The 20,018-nt window shown below is 67.4% G+C and carries 22 protein-coding genes; 8 read left to right on the forward strand and 14 right to left on the reverse strand.

The genetic code is table 11. The features are described from left to right. The 7 genes from Q9Q79_RS01385 to Q9Q79_RS01415 form a co-directional block, all read right to left on the reverse strand. Window positions 1–720, reverse strand: a complete 720-nt coding sequence (locus Q9Q79_RS01385; protein ID WP_049441851.1) for an HAD-IA family hydrolase — start codon at window positions 718–720, stop codon at window positions 1–3. Between the two features lie 74 nt (window positions 721–794). Further along, complete coding sequence (locus tag Q9Q79_RS01390) at window positions 795–1,112, reverse strand: hypothetical protein (RefSeq protein ID WP_223846454.1); 318 nt, start codon at window positions 1,110–1,112, stop codon at window positions 795–797. A gap of 241 nt (window positions 1,113–1,353) precedes the next feature. Beyond that, window positions 1,354–2,463, reverse strand: coding sequence for an AI-2E family transporter (locus Q9Q79_RS01395; RefSeq protein ID WP_099498327.1), 1,110 nt, complete (start codon window positions 2,461–2,463; stop codon window positions 1,354–1,356). Between the two features lie 67 nt (window positions 2,464–2,530). Next, entirely contained in the window at window positions 2,531–2,986 is a 456-nt protein-coding gene (locus Q9Q79_RS01400; RefSeq protein WP_099498328.1) for a protein sip-5, read from the reverse strand. Beyond that, window positions 2,983–3,453 (reverse strand): phage holin family protein, encoded by a 471-nt coding sequence (locus Q9Q79_RS01405; RefSeq protein ID WP_099498329.1) that lies wholly within the window; start codon window positions 3,451–3,453, stop codon window positions 2,983–2,985. Before Q9Q79_RS01405 ends, Q9Q79_RS01400 begins: the two co-directional genes overlap by 4 nt. A gap of 8 nt (window positions 3,454–3,461) precedes the next feature. Then, window positions 3,462–3,827 carry a hypothetical protein gene (locus Q9Q79_RS01410; protein ID WP_004153835.1) on the reverse strand — a complete coding sequence of 122 codons (366 nt, stop codon included), beginning with the start codon at window positions 3,825–3,827 and terminating at the stop codon, window positions 3,462–3,464. 101 nt (window positions 3,828–3,928) lie between these two features. Continuing rightward, window positions 3,929–5,362 carry a Do family serine endopeptidase gene (locus tag Q9Q79_RS01415; protein WP_012478904.1) on the reverse strand — a complete coding sequence of 478 codons (1,434 nt, stop codon included), beginning with the start codon at window positions 5,360–5,362 and terminating at the stop codon, window positions 3,929–3,931. A 491-nt stretch (window positions 5,363–5,853) separates the two neighbouring features. Between Q9Q79_RS01415 and Q9Q79_RS01420 the strand changes: the two genes are divergently transcribed. Continuing rightward, complete coding sequence (locus Q9Q79_RS01420; protein ID WP_043035180.1) at window positions 5,854–6,714, forward strand: hypothetical protein; 861 nt, start codon at window positions 5,854–5,856, stop codon at window positions 6,712–6,714. 107 nt (window positions 6,715–6,821) lie between these two features. Next, window positions 6,822–7,505 carry a hypothetical protein gene (locus Q9Q79_RS01425; RefSeq protein WP_043035179.1) on the forward strand — a complete coding sequence of 228 codons (684 nt, stop codon included), beginning with the start codon at window positions 6,822–6,824 and terminating at the stop codon, window positions 7,503–7,505. A gap of 15 nt (window positions 7,506–7,520) precedes the next feature. Here Q9Q79_RS01425 and Q9Q79_RS01430 read toward each other — a convergent pair whose 3' ends face one another. Together Q9Q79_RS01430 and Q9Q79_RS01435 are read right to left on the reverse strand one after the other, a co-directional pair. Then, window positions 7,521–7,880 carry a DUF1428 domain-containing protein gene (locus Q9Q79_RS01430; RefSeq protein WP_201863755.1) on the reverse strand — a complete coding sequence of 120 codons (360 nt, stop codon included), beginning with the start codon at window positions 7,878–7,880 and terminating at the stop codon, window positions 7,521–7,523. A 91-nt stretch (window positions 7,881–7,971) separates the two neighbouring features. After that, window positions 7,972–10,374, reverse strand: coding sequence for a DPP IV N-terminal domain-containing protein (locus Q9Q79_RS01435; RefSeq protein WP_201863753.1), 2,403 nt, complete (start codon window positions 10,372–10,374; stop codon window positions 7,972–7,974). Window positions 10,375–10,584: 210 nt separating this feature from the next. Between Q9Q79_RS01435 and Q9Q79_RS01440 the strand changes: the two genes are divergently transcribed. Then, complete coding sequence (locus Q9Q79_RS01440) at window positions 10,585–11,157, forward strand: Ax21 family protein (protein WP_005407747.1); 573 nt, start codon at window positions 10,585–10,587, stop codon at window positions 11,155–11,157. Window positions 11,158–11,347: 190 nt separating this feature from the next. Then, window positions 11,348–12,019 carry a response regulator transcription factor gene (locus tag Q9Q79_RS01445; protein ID WP_024956372.1) on the forward strand — a complete coding sequence of 224 codons (672 nt, stop codon included), beginning with the start codon at window positions 11,348–11,350 and terminating at the stop codon, window positions 12,017–12,019. Between the two features lie 7 nt (window positions 12,020–12,026). On the opposite strand, the gene Q9Q79_RS01450 is transcribed toward Q9Q79_RS01445, so the two are convergent. Continuing rightward, on the reverse strand, window positions 12,027–12,416 hold the full coding sequence (locus Q9Q79_RS01450) for a DUF6165 family protein (RefSeq protein WP_081284565.1): 390 nt from the start codon (window positions 12,414–12,416) through the stop codon (window positions 12,027–12,029). Between the two features lie 177 nt (window positions 12,417–12,593). Here Q9Q79_RS01450 and Q9Q79_RS01455 point away from each other — a divergent pair, with 177 nt between their 5' ends. Then, a complete protein-coding gene (locus Q9Q79_RS01455; RefSeq protein WP_032965519.1) occupies window positions 12,594–13,292 on the forward strand; it encodes a TorF family putative porin in 699 nt (232 codons plus the stop codon). Here the strand turns inward: Q9Q79_RS01455 and Q9Q79_RS01460 are convergent. Continuing rightward, the gene (locus tag Q9Q79_RS01460) at window positions 13,289–14,437 is read right to left on the reverse strand and encodes an MFS transporter (RefSeq protein WP_329762175.1); all 1,149 of its coding nucleotides are present in this window, start codon (window positions 14,435–14,437) and stop codon (window positions 13,289–13,291) included. The genes Q9Q79_RS01455 and Q9Q79_RS01460 overlap by 4 nt on opposite strands. Window positions 14,438–14,580: 143 nt before the next feature. On the opposite strand from Q9Q79_RS01460, the gene Q9Q79_RS01465 reads away from it, so the two are divergent. After that, window positions 14,581–15,468 (forward strand): LysR family transcriptional regulator, encoded by an 888-nt coding sequence (locus tag Q9Q79_RS01465; protein ID WP_111174334.1) that lies wholly within the window; start codon window positions 14,581–14,583, stop codon window positions 15,466–15,468. On the opposite strand, the gene Q9Q79_RS01470 is transcribed toward Q9Q79_RS01465, so the two are convergent. Then, window positions 15,437–15,904, reverse strand: coding sequence for a DUF1456 family protein (locus tag Q9Q79_RS01470; protein WP_099527566.1), 468 nt, complete (start codon window positions 15,902–15,904; stop codon window positions 15,437–15,439). The two genes, Q9Q79_RS01465 and Q9Q79_RS01470, sit on opposite strands and share 32 nt — an antisense overlap. Before the next feature lie 83 nt (window positions 15,905–15,987). Here Q9Q79_RS01470 and Q9Q79_RS01475 point away from each other — a divergent pair, with 83 nt between their 5' ends. Next, entirely contained in the window at window positions 15,988–16,476 is a 489-nt protein-coding gene (locus Q9Q79_RS01475; RefSeq protein WP_099527562.1) for a hypothetical protein, read from the forward strand. Between the two features lie 87 nt (window positions 16,477–16,563). Next, on the forward strand, window positions 16,564–17,316 hold the full coding sequence (locus Q9Q79_RS01480; RefSeq protein ID WP_005411994.1) for an SDR family NAD(P)-dependent oxidoreductase: 753 nt from the start codon (window positions 16,564–16,566) through the stop codon (window positions 17,314–17,316). 89 nt (window positions 17,317–17,405) lie between these two features. Here the strand turns inward: Q9Q79_RS01480 and Q9Q79_RS01485 are convergent, their stop codons facing one another. Further along, window positions 17,406–18,305 (reverse strand): SPOR domain-containing protein, encoded by a 900-nt coding sequence (locus Q9Q79_RS01485; protein WP_012478914.1) that lies wholly within the window; start codon window positions 18,303–18,305, stop codon window positions 17,406–17,408. 21 nt (window positions 18,306–18,326) lie between these two features. Beyond that, window positions 18,327–20,015, reverse strand: coding sequence for an arginine--tRNA ligase (gene argS / locus Q9Q79_RS01490; RefSeq protein ID WP_012478915.1), 1,689 nt, complete (start codon window positions 20,013–20,015; stop codon window positions 18,327–18,329). Window positions 20,016–20,018: the final 3 nt, after the last annotated feature.

A 20,018-nucleotide genomic window follows, 5' to 3' on the forward strand; every position in this document is an offset into this window, starting at 1 on the left:
TCAGGTACTCCGGGGTGCGGCGGCGTCGAGGTTGGCATCCAACCAGTCGGCCAGGCCGGTAAGGGTGTCGAACTGCAGGTCCGGCTGCAGCTGCGGATGGGTCCAGGTGGCTGCGTCGCGGTTGATCCAGCAGCCGCGCAGGCCGGCGGCAATCGCCCCGGCCACGTCCATGTCGGCATGGTCGCCGACGTGCAGCACCTGTGCCGGTGCCACACCCAGGCGGGTGCACGCGGCATGGAAGATGCTGGCTTCGGGCTTGGCCGCGCCGTGTTCGCGCGAACCCAGCTGGAAGGCGAAATGATGGGCCAGGCCGATCCGCTCCAGGTCGGCGTTGCCGTTGCTCAGCGCCGCCACCGGTACCCGTGCGGCAATGCGCGCCAGCGCGTCGATCGCATCGGGATAGCACTCCACCTGGTTGCGCGCGGCGTAGAACACTTCATACGCAGGCTCCAGCAGATCGAGGCTGGCACCGCTGGTGTGCAGTGCTTCGTGCAGGGTCAGCCGGCGCAGCGCACTCAGGTCGTGGTGGAGGTGCGGATGGGCGTGGTACAGCCGCTCGCGCAGTTCGCGCATCGCCTCCACCGGATACATCGCGGCGGTAGCGGGGCTGTGTTCGCACATCCAGGCGTGCAGGACCTGTTCGATGCGGGCGCCGATCGGAGCGAACGGCCACAGCGTGTCGTCAAGGTCGAGGGTGATGGCTTGGACGGGGAAATTCACCCCGCCATTCTACCCCTGCCAGCACGGGCTTTCATGCGACGCGGCGGGCGGGTGGGCACTGTGGCTGGGCCGGGTCAGCGCAGGTTGTACGAGCAGGCGATGGTGGTCTGGCCGTCGAACTGCTGCACGTCCAGGTTGTGCCGCCCAACTTCCTTCGTGTAGGTGCCTGCTACCGGGTCGGACATCTTCGCCAGTGCCGCGACCTGTTCCACACTGGCCGAGCTGAAGTACGCGGTGAAACTGTCGATGCCATCCTCGCCGCTGTCGCCGTCATAGGACTGCAGCCGGTTCACGGGCTGGCCCAGCACCATCAAGGGCGTGGTCAGCCGGAACTCGCCGCTGGATTCGCCGTCCTGCACCCTTGCCGGGGCCGGTGTCAGCATCCGGGCCATGGCGTCGAACTGTATGGGCGTGAGGTGCCGCTTGCAGGTAACCGCCTCAGCAAGCTGAGTGCGCGCCTGATCGGCAGTCGGCGGTGTCGCGGCGAACGCGGGAGCGGCAATGCAGGCCAAGGCAAGGCAACGCGTGGCGAGAGAGTTCATCCGAGCGGATCCATCCGGGTAGGGCGCCATAGTCTGCCACTTCGTCCCTGTTTCTGGTTCCGCCACCTGCGTCCATCCGTTGTTGATGCCGTCACTCCAGCAGGCGTGCCCAGCCCTGCATGCCGTCCAGGCGTGCCAGCACCAGCTTGATGCACACCAGCAGCGGCACCGCCAGCAGCAGCCCGATCATGCCCCAGGCCCAGCCGAACACCATCAGCGCCAGGATCAGCACCAGCGGCGACAGCTTCATCCGACGGCCCAGCACGATCGGGGTCACCATCTGCCCTTCCAGTGTGTGCAGGCCCAGGTAGGCGGCCGCTGGCAGCAGGGCCTGCAGCGGGTCGCGGAACTCGACGAAGCCCATCAACAGCATCAGCGCCACACCGATCAACGGACCCACATACGGCGCAAAATTCAGCAGCGCGGCCACCGTGCCCCACAGCAGCGCTTCCTGCAGGCCGATACCGAGCAGCATCAGCACGCCGGCGAACACCAGCCCGACCAGAGTGTTGATGACGCTGATGGTCAGCACGTAACGCGAGACCTCGCGTTCGATCGAACGCAGGATGTCCGTAGTGAAGCGCTGCTGCTGGCGGTTGGGGAACAGGGCGATGGCCGCGCGCTGCAGGCTCTGCCCGTAGATCATGAAGAACAGCGTCAGCAGCACCACCGCCAGCACCGAGGCAGCCAGCCGCGGCGCGCGGGTCAGCATGCGGTAGGGGTCGTCCAGCTGGGTGCGGATCACCTGCACCTTGTGGTTGCTGTCACCGCCGGCCACGCGGGCGAAGTTTTCCGCCGCCTGGTTGGCCTGCTGCACCGGCTTGGTCAGGTCCTGCACCTGGCGGGCGACCTTGCGCAGCTGCTGCGGGGCTTCCTGTGCCCAGTCCATGGCCGGGCCGATCAGCTGCACGGCCAGCGAACCGGTCACGCCCAGGCCGGCGCCGAGGATCAACAGTGCGCCCAGCGCACGCGGAATCCACAGTTTCTGCAGCAGGCGCAGGATCGGATTGCCGACCAGCGCGAAGAACATCGCCAGCAGCACCGGCAGGATGATGTCCTGCGCCGCCCATAGCGTGTAGCCCACTGCCAGGGTCGCCAGCACCACCAGCGACATCGGCCCGCGCGGACGCGACGGCGGGGGCAGCGGTGCGTCGGGTTGTTCGGGATCGGCCGGTGACGGGGACAGGAGGGGCTCGCTCATCGACGCATCAACCGGAAAGGGGAGCGCATTATCCGCCGGCCGCGATCGGCGCGGCGGATTACATGCATCAACGTTCGGACAGCTCGGTGGCCGCTTCGGCCGGCCGCGGTTCGCGCAGTTCCGGTTCGGGCACGGGCCGGGCTGCCGGCGCAGGTCGCTCGGCGGTCGCCGACGTTGCCGCCTGTGCCTGTTCGCTGGCCTCGTCGGCTTCCTCGGCTGCGTCGTCGGCAGTGGCCGCGGCCTGCGCCGCCATCGCCGTGGCAAATGCCGCCTGCGCGCTGGCGAACAGGTTCGAGACCGAACCGACCATCTGCAGCCAGCGGGCACCGTTGACCTTGCCCGGGACTTCCAGCTTGCCGGCGATGAAGCCACCGGCCAGGCCGACCACCACGATGCGCCGCGGCGACCAACCCTGTCGCCAGACCTGGCTGAGCGTGGACCAGTGGTCCTGGGTCTCGCCCAGGCGCACGGTCACCACCTGTTCGCAGCGTTTCACCCGCCGCTGCAGCGCGCCGAACTTCATGGCTTGCCCTCGGGCAGCTGCACGCCGGCATCGGGGTCGTCTTCGCTGGGCTCGTCGAACAGGCCCAGGCGTGACAGCTGGCGCCGGGTGGCATGCATGCCGGTGTGGTGGAAGAAGTAGGACACCCGCCAGATCGCATAGCCGGTGACCGCCAGGCTCAGCAGGGAGGTGATCAGCAGGGCCTGCAGCCAACTCAGGCCCCAGCTCTGCAGCAGCGCGATGAGGGTGGCGGCCATCAGCAGCCAGGCCGAGGCACCGAACACGATCGCCACGCCGGCCCAGGCCAGCGCACGACCGAACGCACTGCGTGCCAGCGCGAAATCGGCCGAGGCCAGCCGGCGCAGCGAACGCACCGTGTGCTTGGCCGAATCGGCAGCGGCACGACCGGCCGCGCCGACCTGGCGGATGCTCTCATCCAGCGGCGGGGTGGCCGCCGGATCAGGCGCTTGCGTGTTGTCTTCGCTCACGCTGCGGCTTACTTGTCGCTGCTGCCGCGGGCCAGCTTGGCGATGATCCAGCCGGCTGCGAAGGCCACGCCGAACGAGGCCAGCGGACGTTCGCGGATCAGTTCAGCGGCGCTGTCGATCAGGTCCTTGCCCTTGTCCATCAGCGCATCGACCTGTTCCTTGGCGGCGGCACCGCCGAACTCGGCGGCGGCCAGGCCGGACAGTGCGCTGTCGGACAATTCAGCCTTGACGTTGGCCTTGCCGATGCGAAGCTCGTCGGTCGCTGCACCGGTTGCACCCTTGATCGCACCGCCGGCGGCCGTAGCGGCCTGCTTCAGGTGGGAACCGGCTTCACCCAGGTGTTCCTTCAGGTTCTCGGTATTGGTGGGGCTCATCGAATCACTCCTGTTGCGATGGGGGAACGGGAGTCGGCGGTGCCGACCTGAACTGACAGCAATAGCATTGCCGGGGTATAGGGGGTGTTACGGCAGGGCGATCAGCGCATCACGAGCTGGCCCTGCTGCTGGCCATTGTTGCGCAGCACGCGCAGCACCAGCGTCGGCGGGCGCTGCTGGAAGTTGGCGCGCCAGCTGGCCAGGTCGGCGAATTCACCGACGGTGGCATCGGTGATGATGTCGCCCTGCTGCAGGCCGTTGCTGGCGGCGCGGCTGCCGCGCTTGACCTCGCTGACCAGCACGCCGCTGGCGCCTGACTGGCGCAGCGACTCGGGCAGGTCGACGAAGGTGGCCCCGCCCAGGCGCGGGTCCAGGCTGTCGCCGGTGACCGCGCGTGCCTGTTCCTTCAGCGTCGCCTTGATCTGCAGCGGCTTGCCTTCGCGGCGTACGTCCAGCGTCATCGGGCTGCCGACCGCCGCCAGGCCTTCCACGTTGTGCAGGGCTTCGGCGCTGTCCACGCGCTGGCCATTGGCCGACACCACCACGTCGCCCGGCTTCAGGCCGGCGGCGGCCGCCGCCGAACCGGCCAGCACGCGGGTGATCAGCGCACCGCGGGTTTCGCCCAGGCCCAGGCCCTGCGCGATCTGCGCGGTCAGGTTCTGGCTTTCCACGCCCAGCGTGCCGCGCACCACCACGCCGTGCTTGACCAGCTGGTCGACCACGCTGCGCGCCAGGTTCGAGGGAATCGCCAGGCCCAGGCCGATGTTGCCGGCCATGCTGCCCTGCGGGTTGAAGCTGGCAGTGTTGATGCCGACCAGCTGGCCCTGCAGGTCGACCAGCGCGCCACCCGAGTTGCCCGGGTTGATCGACGCGTCGGTCTGGATGAAGTTCTGGTAGCCCAGCCCGCGGATGCCACTGCGGCCCACCGCCGAGACGATGCCCGAAGTGACCGTCTGGCTGAAGCCGAACGGATTGCCGATGGCCACCACGAAGTCGCCCACCCGCAGCTGGTCGCTGTTGCCGAGCTTGATGTCGGTCAGGTTCTGCGCCGGAATACGGATCAGCGCGATGTCGGTATCGCGGTCCGAGCCGAGGAATTCGGCCTTGACCGTGCGCCCGTCGGCCAGTGTCACCTGTACGTCATCGGCGTTGTCGATGACATGGTGGTTGGTCAGCACCAGGCCCTCCCTGGCGTCGATGATCACGCCCGAGCCCAGCGATTCGTTGATGCGTTCCTGCGGGATGTCCGGGAACAGGCGGCGGAAGAACGGGTCGTTGAAGAAGGGATTGCGTACGCGCACCACCTGCTTGGTGTTGACGCTGACCACGGCCGGCATCGCCTTCTCCAGCATCGGTGCCAGTGACGGAACCTGCTGCCCGGCCACTGCGGCTGGCAGTGCCGCCATGGTCGGCACCACCGCTGGAAGCGGAGCGGCATCGGCACGGTTGTCCAGGTGGGCGTTGATGCCGGTGGCAACGAAGCCACCGAAGGCGGCGGCGATTGCGAGCGTGAGCAGGGTAGGTAGCGGTCGCATGGGAGTCGGTTCGCTGGCGGGAATGGGGGCGGTTCGGCTCTACGGTAAAACAAGCTGAATGAGTGTGTCGCGATCTGGATAAATGCGCCATGAAAACCGCGCGCCGGGAGCGCGGATCGCGACGACCAGCGCTGGGCCGGTGACGACAGCGGAGGCGGCGCCCGGCAGTGTGCGGACGTCAGCCGCAGGTCGCGCGGATACAGGACGATACTTGCGCAGTTCTGCGCATCCCGGTGCCGCGACGCGCCATATTGCATGCCTTCCGCGGCATCCGGGCGGGTGCACACAACCAATGCCTGTCACGACGCGGATCATGCGGCGCAGCACTGAAAAAAAGGGGTTTCCTGTAAACACGGTGTGCCTGCAGGGATGGTCGACTACACCATCGCCGTCGCAGCAGATGCGATTGGTGGCGCATGCCCCGTTCCACGATCGTCAATGTCGGTATAGCATCGCCCCGTTTTGATACTTAAGGCCCCCAGGAGGGCAACATGAGCAACGGTAATGGTGTGTCGGTCGTGACCGACGCTGTCGAGAACGTCAAAGAAACCGCCACCAACGTTGGCGAGACCATCGCCCACGCTGCCGAAGACGCAGTGAAGTCGGTCAAGAAGACCGTCAAGCGCGCCACCAAGGCTGCCGGTACCCGCGTTGCCAAGGCCAAGAAGGCCGTGGCCAAGGTCGAGAAGACCGTTGCCAAGAAGGCCGAAAAGGCTGCCAAGTCGGTCGGCAAGACTGTTGCCAACGCCAAGAAGAAGCTGGAAGCGGCCAAGAAGAACGCCAAGGCCGAAGCCGCTGCCCTGAAGAAGGAAGTGGCCAAGAAGAAGGCCGCTGCAGGCAAGGCTGTGACCAAGAAGGCCGCCGCTGCCAAGAAGACCACCAAGGCCGCCACCAAGGCTGCCGGCAAGAAGGTCGCCACCGTGAAGAAGGCTGCCACCAAGAAGGCCGCCGTCGCCAAGAAGGTGGTCGGCAAGAAGGTCGCCACCGCCAAGAAGGCTGTGGCCAAGAAGACCGTCGCCGCCAAGAAGGTCGCTGGCAAGAAGGCCGTGGCTGCGAAGAAGGTTGTCGGCAAGAAGGTTGCCGCCACCAGGAAGGTCGCCACCAAGAAGACCGCCGCCGCCAAGAAGGTTGTCGGCAAGAAGGCTGCTGTGGCCAAGAAGGCCGTCGGCAAGAAGACCGCTGCTGCCAGGAAGGTTGTCGGCAAGAAGACCGCCGTTGCCAAGAAGGCAGTTGGCAAGAAGGTTGCCGCTACCCGCAAGACGGTTGCCAAGAAGGCTGCCCCGCTGAAGAAGGTCGCCGCCAAGAAGGCTCCGGCCAAGAAGGCCGTGCGCAAGGCCGCCAAGCGCAAGTAATCGCGCCGTGACCAAAGGCCCTGCCACCCACCGGGTGGTGGGGCCTTTCGCGTTTCCGGGACACTGTCCGGGGCAAGATGCAGGTTCTTTCCGCTGGAGCCCCGGGCATGCGCGGTATCGACTTCAGTTCCTGGCAGGGCGTGCTGTCCACCTTGGCTGGCCTGGTCCTGATCACCCTGCTGGGCGTGGGCATCCGCCTGCTGGTGATGCAGACCCTGCAACAGCGCCGCGAGCGCGAGAACCGGCAGATCAACGAACGGCTGCGCACGCTGATGGCGGCCTACAAGACCCTGGGCGGTTCGTTCACCGGCGAACTGGGCGTGGATCCCAGCCATCGCCGCGACCTGCGCCAGCGCGAAGATGCCGAAGGCATCGCCGAACCCCGCTCGGATCGCGCGCGCCGCATCCGCGATGCCGTTGAAGCGGCGCTGTCGGACATCCTGCTGCTGGGCACCGACGAACAGGTGCGGCTGGCTGCGCGCGCTGCCAACGATCTTGCACAGGGGCGACCGGTGCATACCCACGAACTGGTGGTCTCGCTGCGCGACTTCGTGCGCGAAGCGCTGGACCTGGCGCCGATTCCGGCCGACCTGCAGATACCGCCGCAGGGGCCGACCCGGCCGGGCAGTGCCAGTGGCAAGGGCCGCAACGACGGCGATGCCAAGGGCGGTCGTGCGGGCGGAGGCGGCGGTGGCGGAATGGGGGCCGGCATGGGCGGTGTGGGCCTCGGCGCCGGCGCCGCACTGGGCGCCGGCCATGCCTCCGCCAGCGATGAAACGGACGCGCGCTGAGCACGTCCGCCCGGTTCAGCGGGTCAGTTCGTAGATCGGCACGAAGCCACCGTAGATCATCCGCGCGCCGTCGAACGGCATCGGATTCGTCGCCGGATCAAACCTTGGGTCTTCCATCATCTTCTTCATGCCGGCGTCGCGGGCCGGCTTGTCCGGCCATTCGATCCAGGAAAACACCACCGTCTCGTCCGGCGTGGCTTTCACCGCGCCGAAAAAGTCGGTGGTCTTGCCGTGCGGTACGTCGTCACCCCAGCACTCGACCACGCGCAGCGCGCCGTACTCGATGAAAACGGGATCCCCTGTGCGTGCATGGGCGAGGAACTTCTCTTTGTTGGCGGTGGGCACCGCCAGGACGAAACCATCGATGTAGCTCATTGCCTGCCTCCGGATGGACCGTGCCGCATGCACGGCCTTCAAGTACACGACGAACCAGAGCGTCGGGGATCGATATCCTCTGGGCGCCCGTTCAGCCCGGGCCACCGGGCAGCGGTGCCAGCACCGTATCCGGTGGCTGCTGGCCGGCCAGGTGGCGCACGAAGTAGTCCCACATGCGGTGCGTGTAGGTGGCGTCGTTGCGGAACAGCTCGTGGTCCTGCCGGGCCAGGTACAGCAGGTCGTAGCTGCGCTGGGCCTTGTTCAGGGCGGCGGCCAGCTGCAGGGTCAGCGCCGGCGGTGCGTTTTCGTCCAGCTCGCCATAGACCAGCATCAGATGCCCGCGCAGGTTGCCGGCCAGCGCTGCGTTGTCGAGTCCGGCAAAGGGCGCCGGCACGCCATCGGTCATGGCCGTGGCTGGCAGCACGCCACCGAACAGCCGGTCCATGCCGTGCAGGGCGCCGCCGTACATGCCCTGGAAATTGTGGCTGCCGGCCGAGGCCACGCCCACCTTGTAGAACGCCGGGTAGCGCAGCAATGCCCGCGCCGCGCTGTAACCGCCGAACGAATGCCCGTAGATGCCGACCCGCTGCAGGTCGATGCCCGGGTAGCGTTCACCCAGCTGGCGCAGCGCGGCCACATGGTCATCCAGCTGCACATCGGCGCCGTGCAGGAAGCTGCTGTCATGGAAGGCCTTGTCGCGGCCGCCGGTGCCGCGCGCATCGATGCTGGCCACCACGAAGCCAAGCTCGGCCAGGCTGGCGCGTGACACCGGATTCAGCGCGGACACCGCCTCGGCGTAGGTCACCGGGGCATTGCTGATGAAGGCGCCGCCGTACATCGCATCGATCACCGGGAAGCTGCCGTCATCGCGATAGTCGCGGGGCAGGTAGACGGTGGCGAAGATCGGCGTGCGCCCGTCGGCGGCCAGCAGACGTTCGCGCCGCGGTGGGCGCCACCCCGCAGCAAGCACTGCCCGGTTGTCCGCCGCTTCCAGCACCAGCAGCTCGCGACCGTCATCGCTGGCCCGCAGCACGGTGCGTGGTGGCTGGTCGAGACGGGAAATGGTGTCCACCAGATAGCCACCGCTGGGCGACAGCGCCTGGGGTGCGCGCCCGCCGAACAGCGCGCCGGTACCGGCATCGGCCATGTGGTCGTAGCCATCGGCGGCGAGGCGCTGGATCGGCCCTCCCTGCAGCGATACCCGGTACAGGCCGCGCACGTAGGGGTCGCCATCGTCGACGCCACCGGCGCTGAAGTACGCCCAGCCACCGACAGCGTCCACACCCAGCAGGTCGCGCACCGCCCAGTGGCCGCGGGTGAGCTGGCGCAGCACTTTGCCATCGGACAGGCGCACCCGGTACAGATGGCCCCAACCATCGCGCTGCGAGAACCACACGGCGGTGTCCTGCCCGGGCAGGATGGCCACCGCTGGCCGATTGTAGGAATACACGTTGAGCTGCAGGCGAGTGTCGCTGGCTTCTTCCAGAACCGTGCGCAGTGCACCGCTGTTGGCATCGATCTCCACCAGGCGCAGCCTGCGCGGTGTGCCGAAGTGCGCGATCACGGCATACAACCGATCGCCGTCCCAACCCAGGATGCCGGCCTCACTGAGCGTGTTCCAGCCCTCGGGCAGCGCGATGTCATGCTGCCTACCGCTGCGGGTATCCACCACAAACAGGGTGTCGCGCACCTGGTGTGCATCGCCCAGCACCCCCAGCTTCACGGTATGCACGCGCGGCCGCGCGCTGTGGGTCGGGCTGCTTTCCAGATAGGGGTAGTCCTGCAGCGCGCGTTCGTCGTAGCGGATGCCGGCCACGTAGCGCCCGTCCGCAGACCAGCCAACCGCGAACGGCCGCACCGGCATCCGGCCCTGACGGCGTGGAATACCGCGCAGGGCGAAGTCCGGCAGCACGCCATAGCCATTACCGGCTTCTCCGCCGTGGGTCAGTGCCCGTGGCGCCGTGCCAGGCGACTGCAGCCACAGGTTGTTGTCGCGCACCTGCAGCCACGCATCGCCTACGGGCGAAGGCAGTGCATCGGCCGGCGGCCGCGCATCCGGTGAACGTGTGCATTGCCAGCGCGGCCATTGGCAATCGACGGGCACTTCTCCGCTGAACCGCAGGCGCAGGCCATCGTCCGCCTGCTGCACGCTGGCCAGGCGCAGGCGTGGCCCGCTGGCACCGAGCGGCGCAACCGCAGCGTCCAGCGCAGTGGGTTCGAACAGGGTCTGGCGTGTCGCCTGGACCGGATCGACCAGTACCGCCTGGCGCCGGCCCTGAGTGTCTTCGCGCTCATACCAGAATCGTCCATCGGCCAGCCAGTGGGGCAGGACCGAAGCATTGCGCAGCGCACCGCGCAGATGACTGTCATGCACGCGTTCGGCGCGCTGGTAGTCGGCCGCCTGCAGCGCATGTGCGGTGTGTGGCGACAAGAGGGCAATGCAGGCAAAGACAGCGGCGCGGACACACGTCCGCAGCGGATCGGAAACGAGCAAGGCAACCTCCTGTTGCAATCGTCGAAGGATTACAGATGCACGCGCGCCGCGCGCGTATGCCAGACGGAGCCTGAATCAAGCCCAAAAATTCAGCAATGCGAAGACCATTGTTTTCAGGGAGCGTTGTGGCGAATAACGGAGAATTTACATTCCCGATGCGATGGCGCCCTGGCGCTGCTGCACACCATAAGAAAGTAAAGGTGTACCCCCATGAAGAATTCGCTGATTGCTCTGGCCCTGGCCGCTGCCCTGCCGTTCACCGCTTCGGCTGCTGAGAACCTGTCGTACAACTACGCTGAAGCCGACTACGCCAAGACCGACGTCGATGGCATCAAGGCTGACGGCTGGGGCGTCAAGGGTTCCTACGGCTTCCTGCCGAACTTCCACGCGTTCGGTGAATACAGCCGTCAGGAAGTCGACCACACCAACATCAAGGTTGACCAGTGGAAGGTCGGTGCCGGCTACAACGTCGAAATCGCTCCGTCGACCGACTTCGTTGCCCGCGTTGCCTACCAGAAGTTCGATCGCAAGCACGGCCTGGACTTCAACGGCTACAGCGCTGAAGCCGGTATCCGCACCGCCTTCGGTGCCCACGCCGAGGTTTACGGCATGGTCGGCTACGAAGACTACGCCAAGAAGCACGGCGTCGACATCGACGGCCAGTGGTACGGCCGCCTGGGTGGTCAGGTCAAGCTGAACCAGAACTGGGGCCTGAACGGCGAGCTGAAGATGAACCGCCACGGCGACAAGGAATACACCGTCGGCCCGCGCTTCAGCTGGTAATTGCTTCCTCGGCGCGCCTGCGCGCTGAAGATGCCTCGACAGGCCCGGCCCATGCCGGGCCTGTTGCGTTTCCGGCTGGGCAAACGCTACCTGACCGTGTTGAGGTGGACGGGCGGCATTGCAACGAATTGGATTCCGCAGGCGTCGGCTGCGCCCTAGGGTGAGTGGCCTGTCCTGCAGGAATGCAACGATGCCCCCGTTTCCCTCGCCCCGCGATTCTCCCTGCCGCTTGTTGCTGCTGGATCCGCATCCACTGTTGCGGCATGGCGTGCAGGAACTGCTGGCCCGGCAGGCGGGCCTGCAGGTCGATGGAAGCTATGGCCGCAGCGGTGATCTGCTGCAGCGCCTGCAGCAGCAGGCAGCTGCGATCGATCTGCTGCTGGTTGACGCCTTGCCGATCGGTGACAGCGGGGAAGGCCTGGAACTGCTGCGGCACGTGTCACGACATTGGCCGGCAGTGCCGATCCTGGTGCTGTCCGCACACTGCAACGCGGGTGTCGTGTCCTTGGCCCTGCAGGCCGGTGCGCGCGGATTCCTGTCCAAGGCCTGCGCGCCGCAGATGCTGCTGCGCGCAGTGAGCGTGGTCGCCCGCGGCGGGCGCTTCGTGCCGCCGGAGCTGCGTGCACAGTTGAACCAGTCCCGCCGGCAGCGCCAGCAGTCCATGCGTTCACCACGGTTGAGTACGCGCGAGCGCGCTGTCCTGCAGTGGGTGCTGCGTGGCTGCAGCACCGGCGAGATGGCACGCCGCAGCGGGCGTGCGGCCAGCACCATCAGCACGCAGAAACGAGCGGCATACCGCAAGCTGGGCATCCGCAACGATGGCGAGCTGTTCCGGTTCCGCCATCTGATCGACGCTGATTGAGGCGGGGTTACTCGCCCTGGTACTGCTTTTCTTCGACCAGGGCCGAACCGGCCACGCGGTTGATCTCGTTCTTCACCTGCACGCGCTCGCCATTGGTGCCATAGACACCGCGTGCCAGCTGGATGAAGGCATCGTCGAACACCTGGGCCGCTTCCTTGTCGCGCAGCTGGTCCTGGATGTCCCACATGCGCTCGTTGATCACCTTCAGCTGCTGCTTCAGCGCGGCCAGTGCCGGTTGTGCGTGCAGCAGCTGCTGCAGCAACGGCAGCAGGCCGTCCAGCTCGGTGCGGACGTTGGCCAGCTTGGCGGCATTGTCGATGCGCTCGGCCTTGATCTCGAGAATGGTGATCTTGTCGATCAGCTCGCCGATCGATACCGGAGTCAGGATGGCGTCCACGCGGTTGGTTCCTGGAAACAGGGCGCCATGATACCGCGCTGCTGGCATTGGCCGCAGTCCACGGGATTTACGCCGAATTTGCGCCACGGGCCCGGCAGCACCCTCGATCCGTTACGGCCCTCGCCTCGACACTGCGTTCCCGGCGGCGTGACCGCCTTCGACGAGGAACACAGTGCAGTGAACAGCAAGGGGATGATGGCGGCGCTGGTGGCCGCCCTGGCAGGGCTGCTCGGGATCGGCAGCGCGCAGGCACAGGTGCAGGTCAGTGGCAGTGCGGCGTTGACCAGTGACTACGTATGGCGCGGCAGTTCGCAGAGCGACGGCGACCCGGCGGCGCAGGCCGGCGCGAAGGTCTCGATCCCAGCGGGCTGGTACGCCAGCGTGTGGGGGTCCAACGTTTCGTTCAAGCCGGACAATGGCGCGCGCAGCGAGTTCGACCTGGTGGCGGGCTGGTCCGGCGCACTGGCACCGGACTGGAGCCTGGATGCCAACCTGACCCGTTACGTGTACCCGGGCACCGGCCGCGCGCTGGACTGGACCGAGCTCAACACCACGGTGACCTGGAAGCAGCGCGCCTGGCTGCAGGTCGCCCATTCCAACGATGCGTTGGCCGGTGGCCATCGCGGTACCTATGCCCAGCTGGGTGTGCGTGTGCCGTTGCACGAACGCCTCCGCCTGGAAGCAGCGGTGGGCCAGTACTGGCTGGCCACCGCCCAGGGCCCGGACTACCTGCATGGGCAGCTCAGTGCCATCGCCTCGCTGACCCCGGCATGGGAACTGCGCGCCACCGTGCATGACACGGACAACGCAGCCAAGCGCCTGTTCCCCGGCAACGCCGGTGGGCGATGGGAGCTGGCGCTGCAGGGCAGCTTCTAGTCGGGCAGCGACGCCTGGCGCGCGCGCAGCGCGCCGGGCAGCCACAGCAGCAGGGCCAGCGCAGCCACGGCAGCGCCGGCCACGCAGACGCCGGTCCAGCCGAAGCGCTGGTAGACCTGCGCAGACAGCAGCGAACCCAGCGAACCGCCGATGAAATAGCCGGTCATGTAGCCGGCATTGAGGCGGTTGCGTGCCGCCGGTTGCAGTGCGTAGATCAGGTTCTGGTTACTGACGTGCAACAGCTGTGCGGCCAGGTCCAGCACCACCACGCCCACCAGCAATGCCAGCAGCGAGTGTGCGGACAGCCCCAGCGGTAGCCACGACAGCAGCAACAGCAGCAGTGCAATGGCGGTGGCACGCCCGGTCTGGCCACGGTCGGACATGCGGCCAGCCAGGCCTGCCGCCAGCGTACCGGCCGCACCGACCAGCCCGAACAGGCCGATGGTGGCGTCGCTGTAGGCATACGGCGGCTGTGCCAGCAGGAACGCGAGCGGGGTCCAGAAGATCGCGAACATGGCGAAGCTGCAGGCGCCCAGCAGCGTGCGCTGGCGCAGCACCGGTTCCTGCACGAACAGCACGCCGATCGAGCGCAGCAATGCGAAATAGCCCAAGCCGGCGCTGTGGTGGAATCGCGGCAGACCGCGCTGCAATGCCAGTGCGGTCAGCACCAGGGTGGCAGCGGCGATCGCATACACCAGGCGCCAGTCGCCCAGGCTGGAAAGCAGGCCGGCCACGGTGCGCGCCAGCAGAATGCCCAGCAGCAGGCCACTCATCAGCGTGCCGACCACGCGACCGCGATGTTCCGGCGCGGCCAGCGTGGCCGCGAACGGCACCAGCACCTGGGCGACCACGGAGAACAGGCCGGTGATGGCGGTGCCCACCAGCAGCCAGGTCAGTGACGGTGCGCAGGCACTGATCACCAGTCCGCCGGCCGACAGCAGGCTCATCACCACGATCAGGCGGCGGCGTTCGAACAGGTCTCCCAGCGGCACCAGCAGGATCAGTCCGGCGGCATAGCTCAGCTGTGCCGCAGTGACCACCATGCCGACCTGGCCGAACGGCACACCGAAGGCATCGGCAATGGTGTGCAGCAGTGGCTGCGCATAGTAGTTGCTGGCCACGGCCACGCCGGTAGCCACGGACATCAGCAGCACCTGCCAGCGGTGCAGAGGGGGGAGGGACGGGCTCACGCGGTGATCCAGGAAGCGGGGGGCACAGTGTCCACCTGCTGCGGCCATGATGGAAATGAATCATCATCATCCATGCCATCTGGAAACGAGATAGTTGGATGAATCTCAAGCAGCTCGAATTTGCCGTTGCCCTGGCCGAAGAGGGCAATTTCACCCGTGCCGCCGAACGCTGCCATGTGGTGCAGTCCGCGTTGAGCCACCAGATTGCCCACCTGGAGCAGGAACTGGGCACGCCGCTGTTCGAGCGCCTGCCGCGGCAGGTGAGGGCGACGGCAGCGGGTGAGGCGCTGCTGGTGCACGCACGCCAGGTGCTGGTCAGCCTGCGCCACCTGCGCGCCGACGTGGCCGCGGTCAGTGGCGAGGTGCGCGGGCTGCTGGCGATCGGGCAGATCTCCTCGCTGACCGATATCGATGTGGTGGCGATGCTGGCCGCGTTCCAGCAGGCGCACCCGCAGGTGGAATTCCAGTTGCGGGTGGACAAGAGCGAGGACCTGATCGCGCAGGTGCAGTCGCGTGACCTGGATGTTGCACTGGTGGGGTTGGCGCCCTCGGCCGGCCTGGACGGGGTCTGCCACCAGATGCTGCAGGAAGAAGACCTGGTGGCGGTGCTGGCCCCCTCGCATCGGCTGGCTAGGCGCAAGCGGCTGCCATTGACCGAACTGCAGGACGAGGCGCTGGTCGACTTCCCGCGCGGCACCGGTGCGCGGCGGCAGACCGACGATGCTTTCGTCGCCGCTGGCCTGCCGCACACAGTGCGTTTCGAGGTCAACCTGATGGAACTGGTCGAGCGCTTCGTCCGCCATGGTCTGGCGGTTGGCATCGTGCCGGCGCTGATCGCCGAAGGCTTCCAGGGCGTGGTGCGGATTCCGCTGCAGCCAACCCCGACCCGCCGCGTGCACCTGGTCTGGCAGCGGCTGCCGACACCGGCGGCGCGGGCGTTCGTCGAGGCCGTGCTCAGCCGCGCAGGCGCAGGCTCAGGCCCTTGAGGAAGTTGCGCAGCATCTGGTCCAGGCAACGCCGGTAGTTGGTGTGCCCGGGCTGGCGGAACAGCGCACCGACTTCCGACTTGGAGACGTTGAAACCGGCGCTGGCGAAGATCTCCATCAGATCGACGTCGCGCAGCTGGAACGCCACGCGCAGCTTCTTCAGCACCAGGTTGTTGTCGATGCGGGTTTCCACCGCGCGCTGCGGCTGGCTCTCGTCGCGACCGCGCAGGTGCACGATCAGGCCATCGAGGAAGTGCGCCAGCTCGCTGTCGCTCATCGCTTCGAAACCGGCTTCGTCCTCGCGGCGCAGCCAGGCCTTCACCTGTTCGGGATCCACGGCGAAGGCCGGGTCGGCCATCTGGCACAGGGTCACCACGTGGTGGTCGCCCAGGTCCAGGGAATAGCGCACGCTGCGCAGGACATCGTTGTTGATCATGGCCCATTGTACCGGCCCCTGGCCTGTCACCGGACTGTCATCGAACTGCAGCATCGTGGGCACTCGTTCGCTGAGACCCTTGCATGCGCCGGTATCTGTTTTCCGCACTGCTGCTCGCCAGCAGCTTCGCTGCCTTCTCCCAGGACCGCTTCGTACCCGTCGAGCGGCGCCTGAGTGCATCCCAACTGGCCGAGGTCGGGCTCAGTCCAGCGCAGTTGCAGGCGCTGAACCGGGTACTGCGCGAGGCAGAGCGCGCGGCCACCGGGCCGACGGCAGCGGTGGCCCCCGCCGCTGCGCCGCTGCCTGCCAATGTGCCGGCACCGGCAGCAATGCATCTGGGCCTGGAAGAAGGACCGGTCAATGCACGCGTGGTCGGAGAGGTCGCAGGCTGGCAGCCCGGCACGCTGTTCACCCTTGATAACGGCCAGCAATGGCAGGTGATGAAGGGGCAGATGAAGCTGCGCAAGGTGCTGCAGTCGCCGCAGATCGCCGTTGTTCCAGGAATTGCCGGACGCTGGTTCCTGCAGGTCGACGAAGACCTGCCCAAGGCCAGAGTGTTTCGCGTGCGTTGAGCCGGGGGGACGGCAGGACGGCGGGCAACTCAGGACGGGCCGGGAATGCCAGAATGGGCGTCCGGTTTTTCCCCCTGGAGTTGCCTGATGACCCGCACTGTCCTGATTACCGGCGCCACGTCCGGCTTCGGCGCCGCCGCCGTCCACCGCTTCGCCCAGGCCGGCTGGAAAGTGATCGCCACGGGCCGCCGCGGCGAACGCCTGCAGCCGCTGGTCGATCGCTACGGCAAGGACGTGGTGCATGCCGCCGCCTTCGACATCCGCGATCCGGTTGCGATGGAAGCGGCGCTGCTGGCACTGCCGCCCGCCTTTGGCGAGATCGATCTGCTGGTCAACAACGCCGGCCTGGCGCAGGGCACCGCGCCGGCACAGAGCGCCAAGTTGTCGGACTGGACCACGATGATCGACACCAACATCACCGCGCTGGTGACCCTGACCCACCGCCTGCTGCCGCAGCTGGTGGAGCGCAAGGGCGCGATCATCAACATCTCGTCGGTGGCCGGCGTCTACCCGTACCCGGGTGGCAACGCCTACGGTGGCACCAAGGCTTTCGTCAGCCAGTTCTCGCTGGGCCTGCGTTCGGACCTGCACGGCACCGGCGTGCGCGTGACCACGATCGAGCCAGGCATGGCTGAAACCGAGTTCACCGTGGTGCGTACCCACGGCGACCAGGCGGCGTCGGACAAGCTCTACAACGGCGCCAACCCGATGACCGCCGAAGACATCGCCGAACAGATCTTCTGGGTGGCCAGCCTGCCGCCGCACCTGAACATCAATCGCCTGGAACTGATGCCGGTGAGCCAGTCCTTCGCCGGTTTCCAGGTCGCCCGCGAAGGCTGACCGCCGTTTGTAGAGTCGAGCATGGCTCGACTCTGCAGAAACAAGAAAAAGCCGGGCAATGCCCGGCTTTTTCATTCACAGCGGCAGGCTTACTGGGCCTTGATCGCCATCGCCTGCAGGCCGGTGCCATCCAGCTTCTGCTTGGCTTCGGACAGTTCACCGGCACTGCCATACGGCCCCATGCGCACGCGGTACACGGTCTTGCCGTTGATCTGTGCTGACTCCACGCGTGCCGCAAGTCCCATCATCGCCAGCTTGGCCTTGGTTGCTTCGGCATCGCCGGAGGCGCCGAAGGCGCCTGCCTGCAGGATATAGCGGGCGTTGTCGGCGGCCGCCGGAGCGGCTGTGGCCGGGGTACCCGCCGTTGCCGTTGCGGTTTCCGCGCGCGCTGCCGGCGTGGCGGCGGCGGTGCTGGTCGAGGCCGTGCTGGCCGGCGGCGTTGCCGCAGCCGGACGTTCACTCAGCGGTGCCGGCAGCGGACGGCTGGTGGCGGTCACCTGCGCGGTGCTGGACACGCTGGCGGTGGCCGCCGGTGCGGTCGTGGTCGTGGTCGCCGGCGGAACCGGCTTGCCTTCCAGTGCCGCCTGCGCGCGCTGCGCTTCGGCCTTGGCCCGGCGCTGGTCTTCGGCACGCGCGCTGGCGGCCAGTTCGGCGTCGGACATCTCGACTTCCTTGCCCGGCAGCAGGGTGTAGAAGTCGTACTGGGTGGCGGCCGGCTTTTCCGGTTCGGCCTGCTTCGGCGCAGCCGGCTGCGCGGCCGGCTGGGTACCGACATCGCTGTCGGCATCGGCGACCGGGGCCGGCTGCGCGTTCGGGTTCGGCTGCGGACCGGCGCGCAGGAAGCCATCGCCCTCGCCCTTGAACAGGTTCGGCGCCGCCAAGAACACCACGGCCGCGATCGCTACACCGGCCACCAGCCACACCCATCCGGGGGTGCCCTGGCTGCCGCTGTTGCGTCGTGCCTGGCTTTTGCCGCGTCGTGCTGCCATGTGTACTGCGTCTCCTGATGCTTACATTTTTTCCGGGGCGCTGACGCCCAGGAGTTCGAGGCCATTGGCCAGTACCTGGCGCGCCGCACAGGCCAGGGTCAGTTTGGCGTTGCGATCGGCGGCATCTTCCACCAGCACCGGCGTCCCGTGATACCACGTGTGGAACGCGTGCGCCAATTCACGCAGGTACTGCGCCACCAGATGCGGTTCCAGCGCCACGCCGGCCGCTTCCACCACTTCCGGATAGCGCGAGATCTCGTTCATCAGCAGCAGCGAGGCATCGTCGGCCAGGCGGCCGAGGTTGGCCAGGCCGTTGCCCTGCTCGTACACCAGGCCCTTCTCCTGCGCCTGGCGCAGCAGGCTGCAGACGCGGGCATGCGCGTACTGCACGTAGAACACCGGGTTGTCGTTGCTCTGCTGGCGGGCCAGGTCGATGTCGAAGGTCAGCTGCGAATCGGGCTTGCGCGCGATCAGGAACCAGCGGGTGGCATCGCGGCCGGCTTCCTCGATCAGGTCGCGCAGGGTGAAGTAGCTGCCGGCACGCTTGGACAGCTTCACTTCCTCGCCGCCGCGCATGACGGTGACCATCTGGTGCAGCACGTATTCCGGCCAGCCCTGCGGGATGCCCACTTCCATCGCCTGCAGGCCGGCGCGCACGCGGGCCAGCGAGCCGTGGTGGTCGGCGCCCAGCTCGGTGATCGCGCGCTCGTAGCCGCGCTGCCACTTGGACAGGTGATAGGCCACGTCGGGCACGAAGTAGGTGAAGGTGCCGTCGGACTTGCGCATCACGCGGTCCTTGTCGTCACCGAAGTCGGTGCTGCGCAGCCACAGCGCGCCACCTTCTTCATAGGTATGACCCGACGCCTGCAGCTTGGCCACCGCTTCGGCTACCTTGCCGTCGGCGTACAGCGAGCTTTCCAGGAAATAGATGTCGAAGTCGACGCCGAACGCGGCCAGGTCCAGGTTCTGCTCGTTGCGCAGGTAGGCCACGGCGAAGCGGCGGATCGCCTGCATGTCGTCCGGGTCCTTGGCGCCGACCACGGTGCTGCCTTCCAGGTCGACGCTGGCGCCGGCCATGTAGGCGCGTGCGACGTCGGCGATGTACTCGCCGCGGTAGCCACCTTCCGGCCAGCCGTCCTGGTCCGGCGCGATGCCCTTGATCCGTGCCTGGGTGGACAGCGCCAGGTTCTCGATCTGCACGCCGGCGTCGTTGTAGTAGAACTCACGCTTGGCGTTCCAGCCGTTGGCATCGAGCACGCGCGCCACGCAGTCGCCGATCGCCGCCGCGCGGCCATGGCCGACATGCAGCGGGCCGGTCGGGTTGGCCGACACGTACTCCACGCCCACCGTGCGGCCATTGCCGGACAGGTTGCGGCCGTAGTCGTGGGCTTCCTTGATGACCGACGCGGCTTCGCGCTGGTACGCGGCCGGGGCCAGGTGGAAGTTGATGAAGCCGGGGCCGGCGATCTCGACCTTGCTCACGTCCTCGCTGCGCGGCAGCGCCTCGACCAGCGCCTGCGCCAGTGCGCGCGGATTGCTGCGCGCGGCCTTGGCCAGCAGCATCGCGGCGTTGGTGGCGAAGTCGCCGTGGTCGCGGGTCTTCGGGCGCTCGACCACGAAGTCCGGCGGCAGGGAGTCGGCGGGCAGGGTGCCATTGGCGCGCAAGGCTTCGATGCCTTGGCTGATCAGGGCGCGGAGGAGATTTTTCACGAG

Source organism: Stenotrophomonas sp. a6 (genome assembly GCF_030913325.1).
Classification (GTDB): Bacteria; Pseudomonadota; Gammaproteobacteria; order Xanthomonadales; family Xanthomonadaceae; genus Stenotrophomonas; species Stenotrophomonas maltophilia.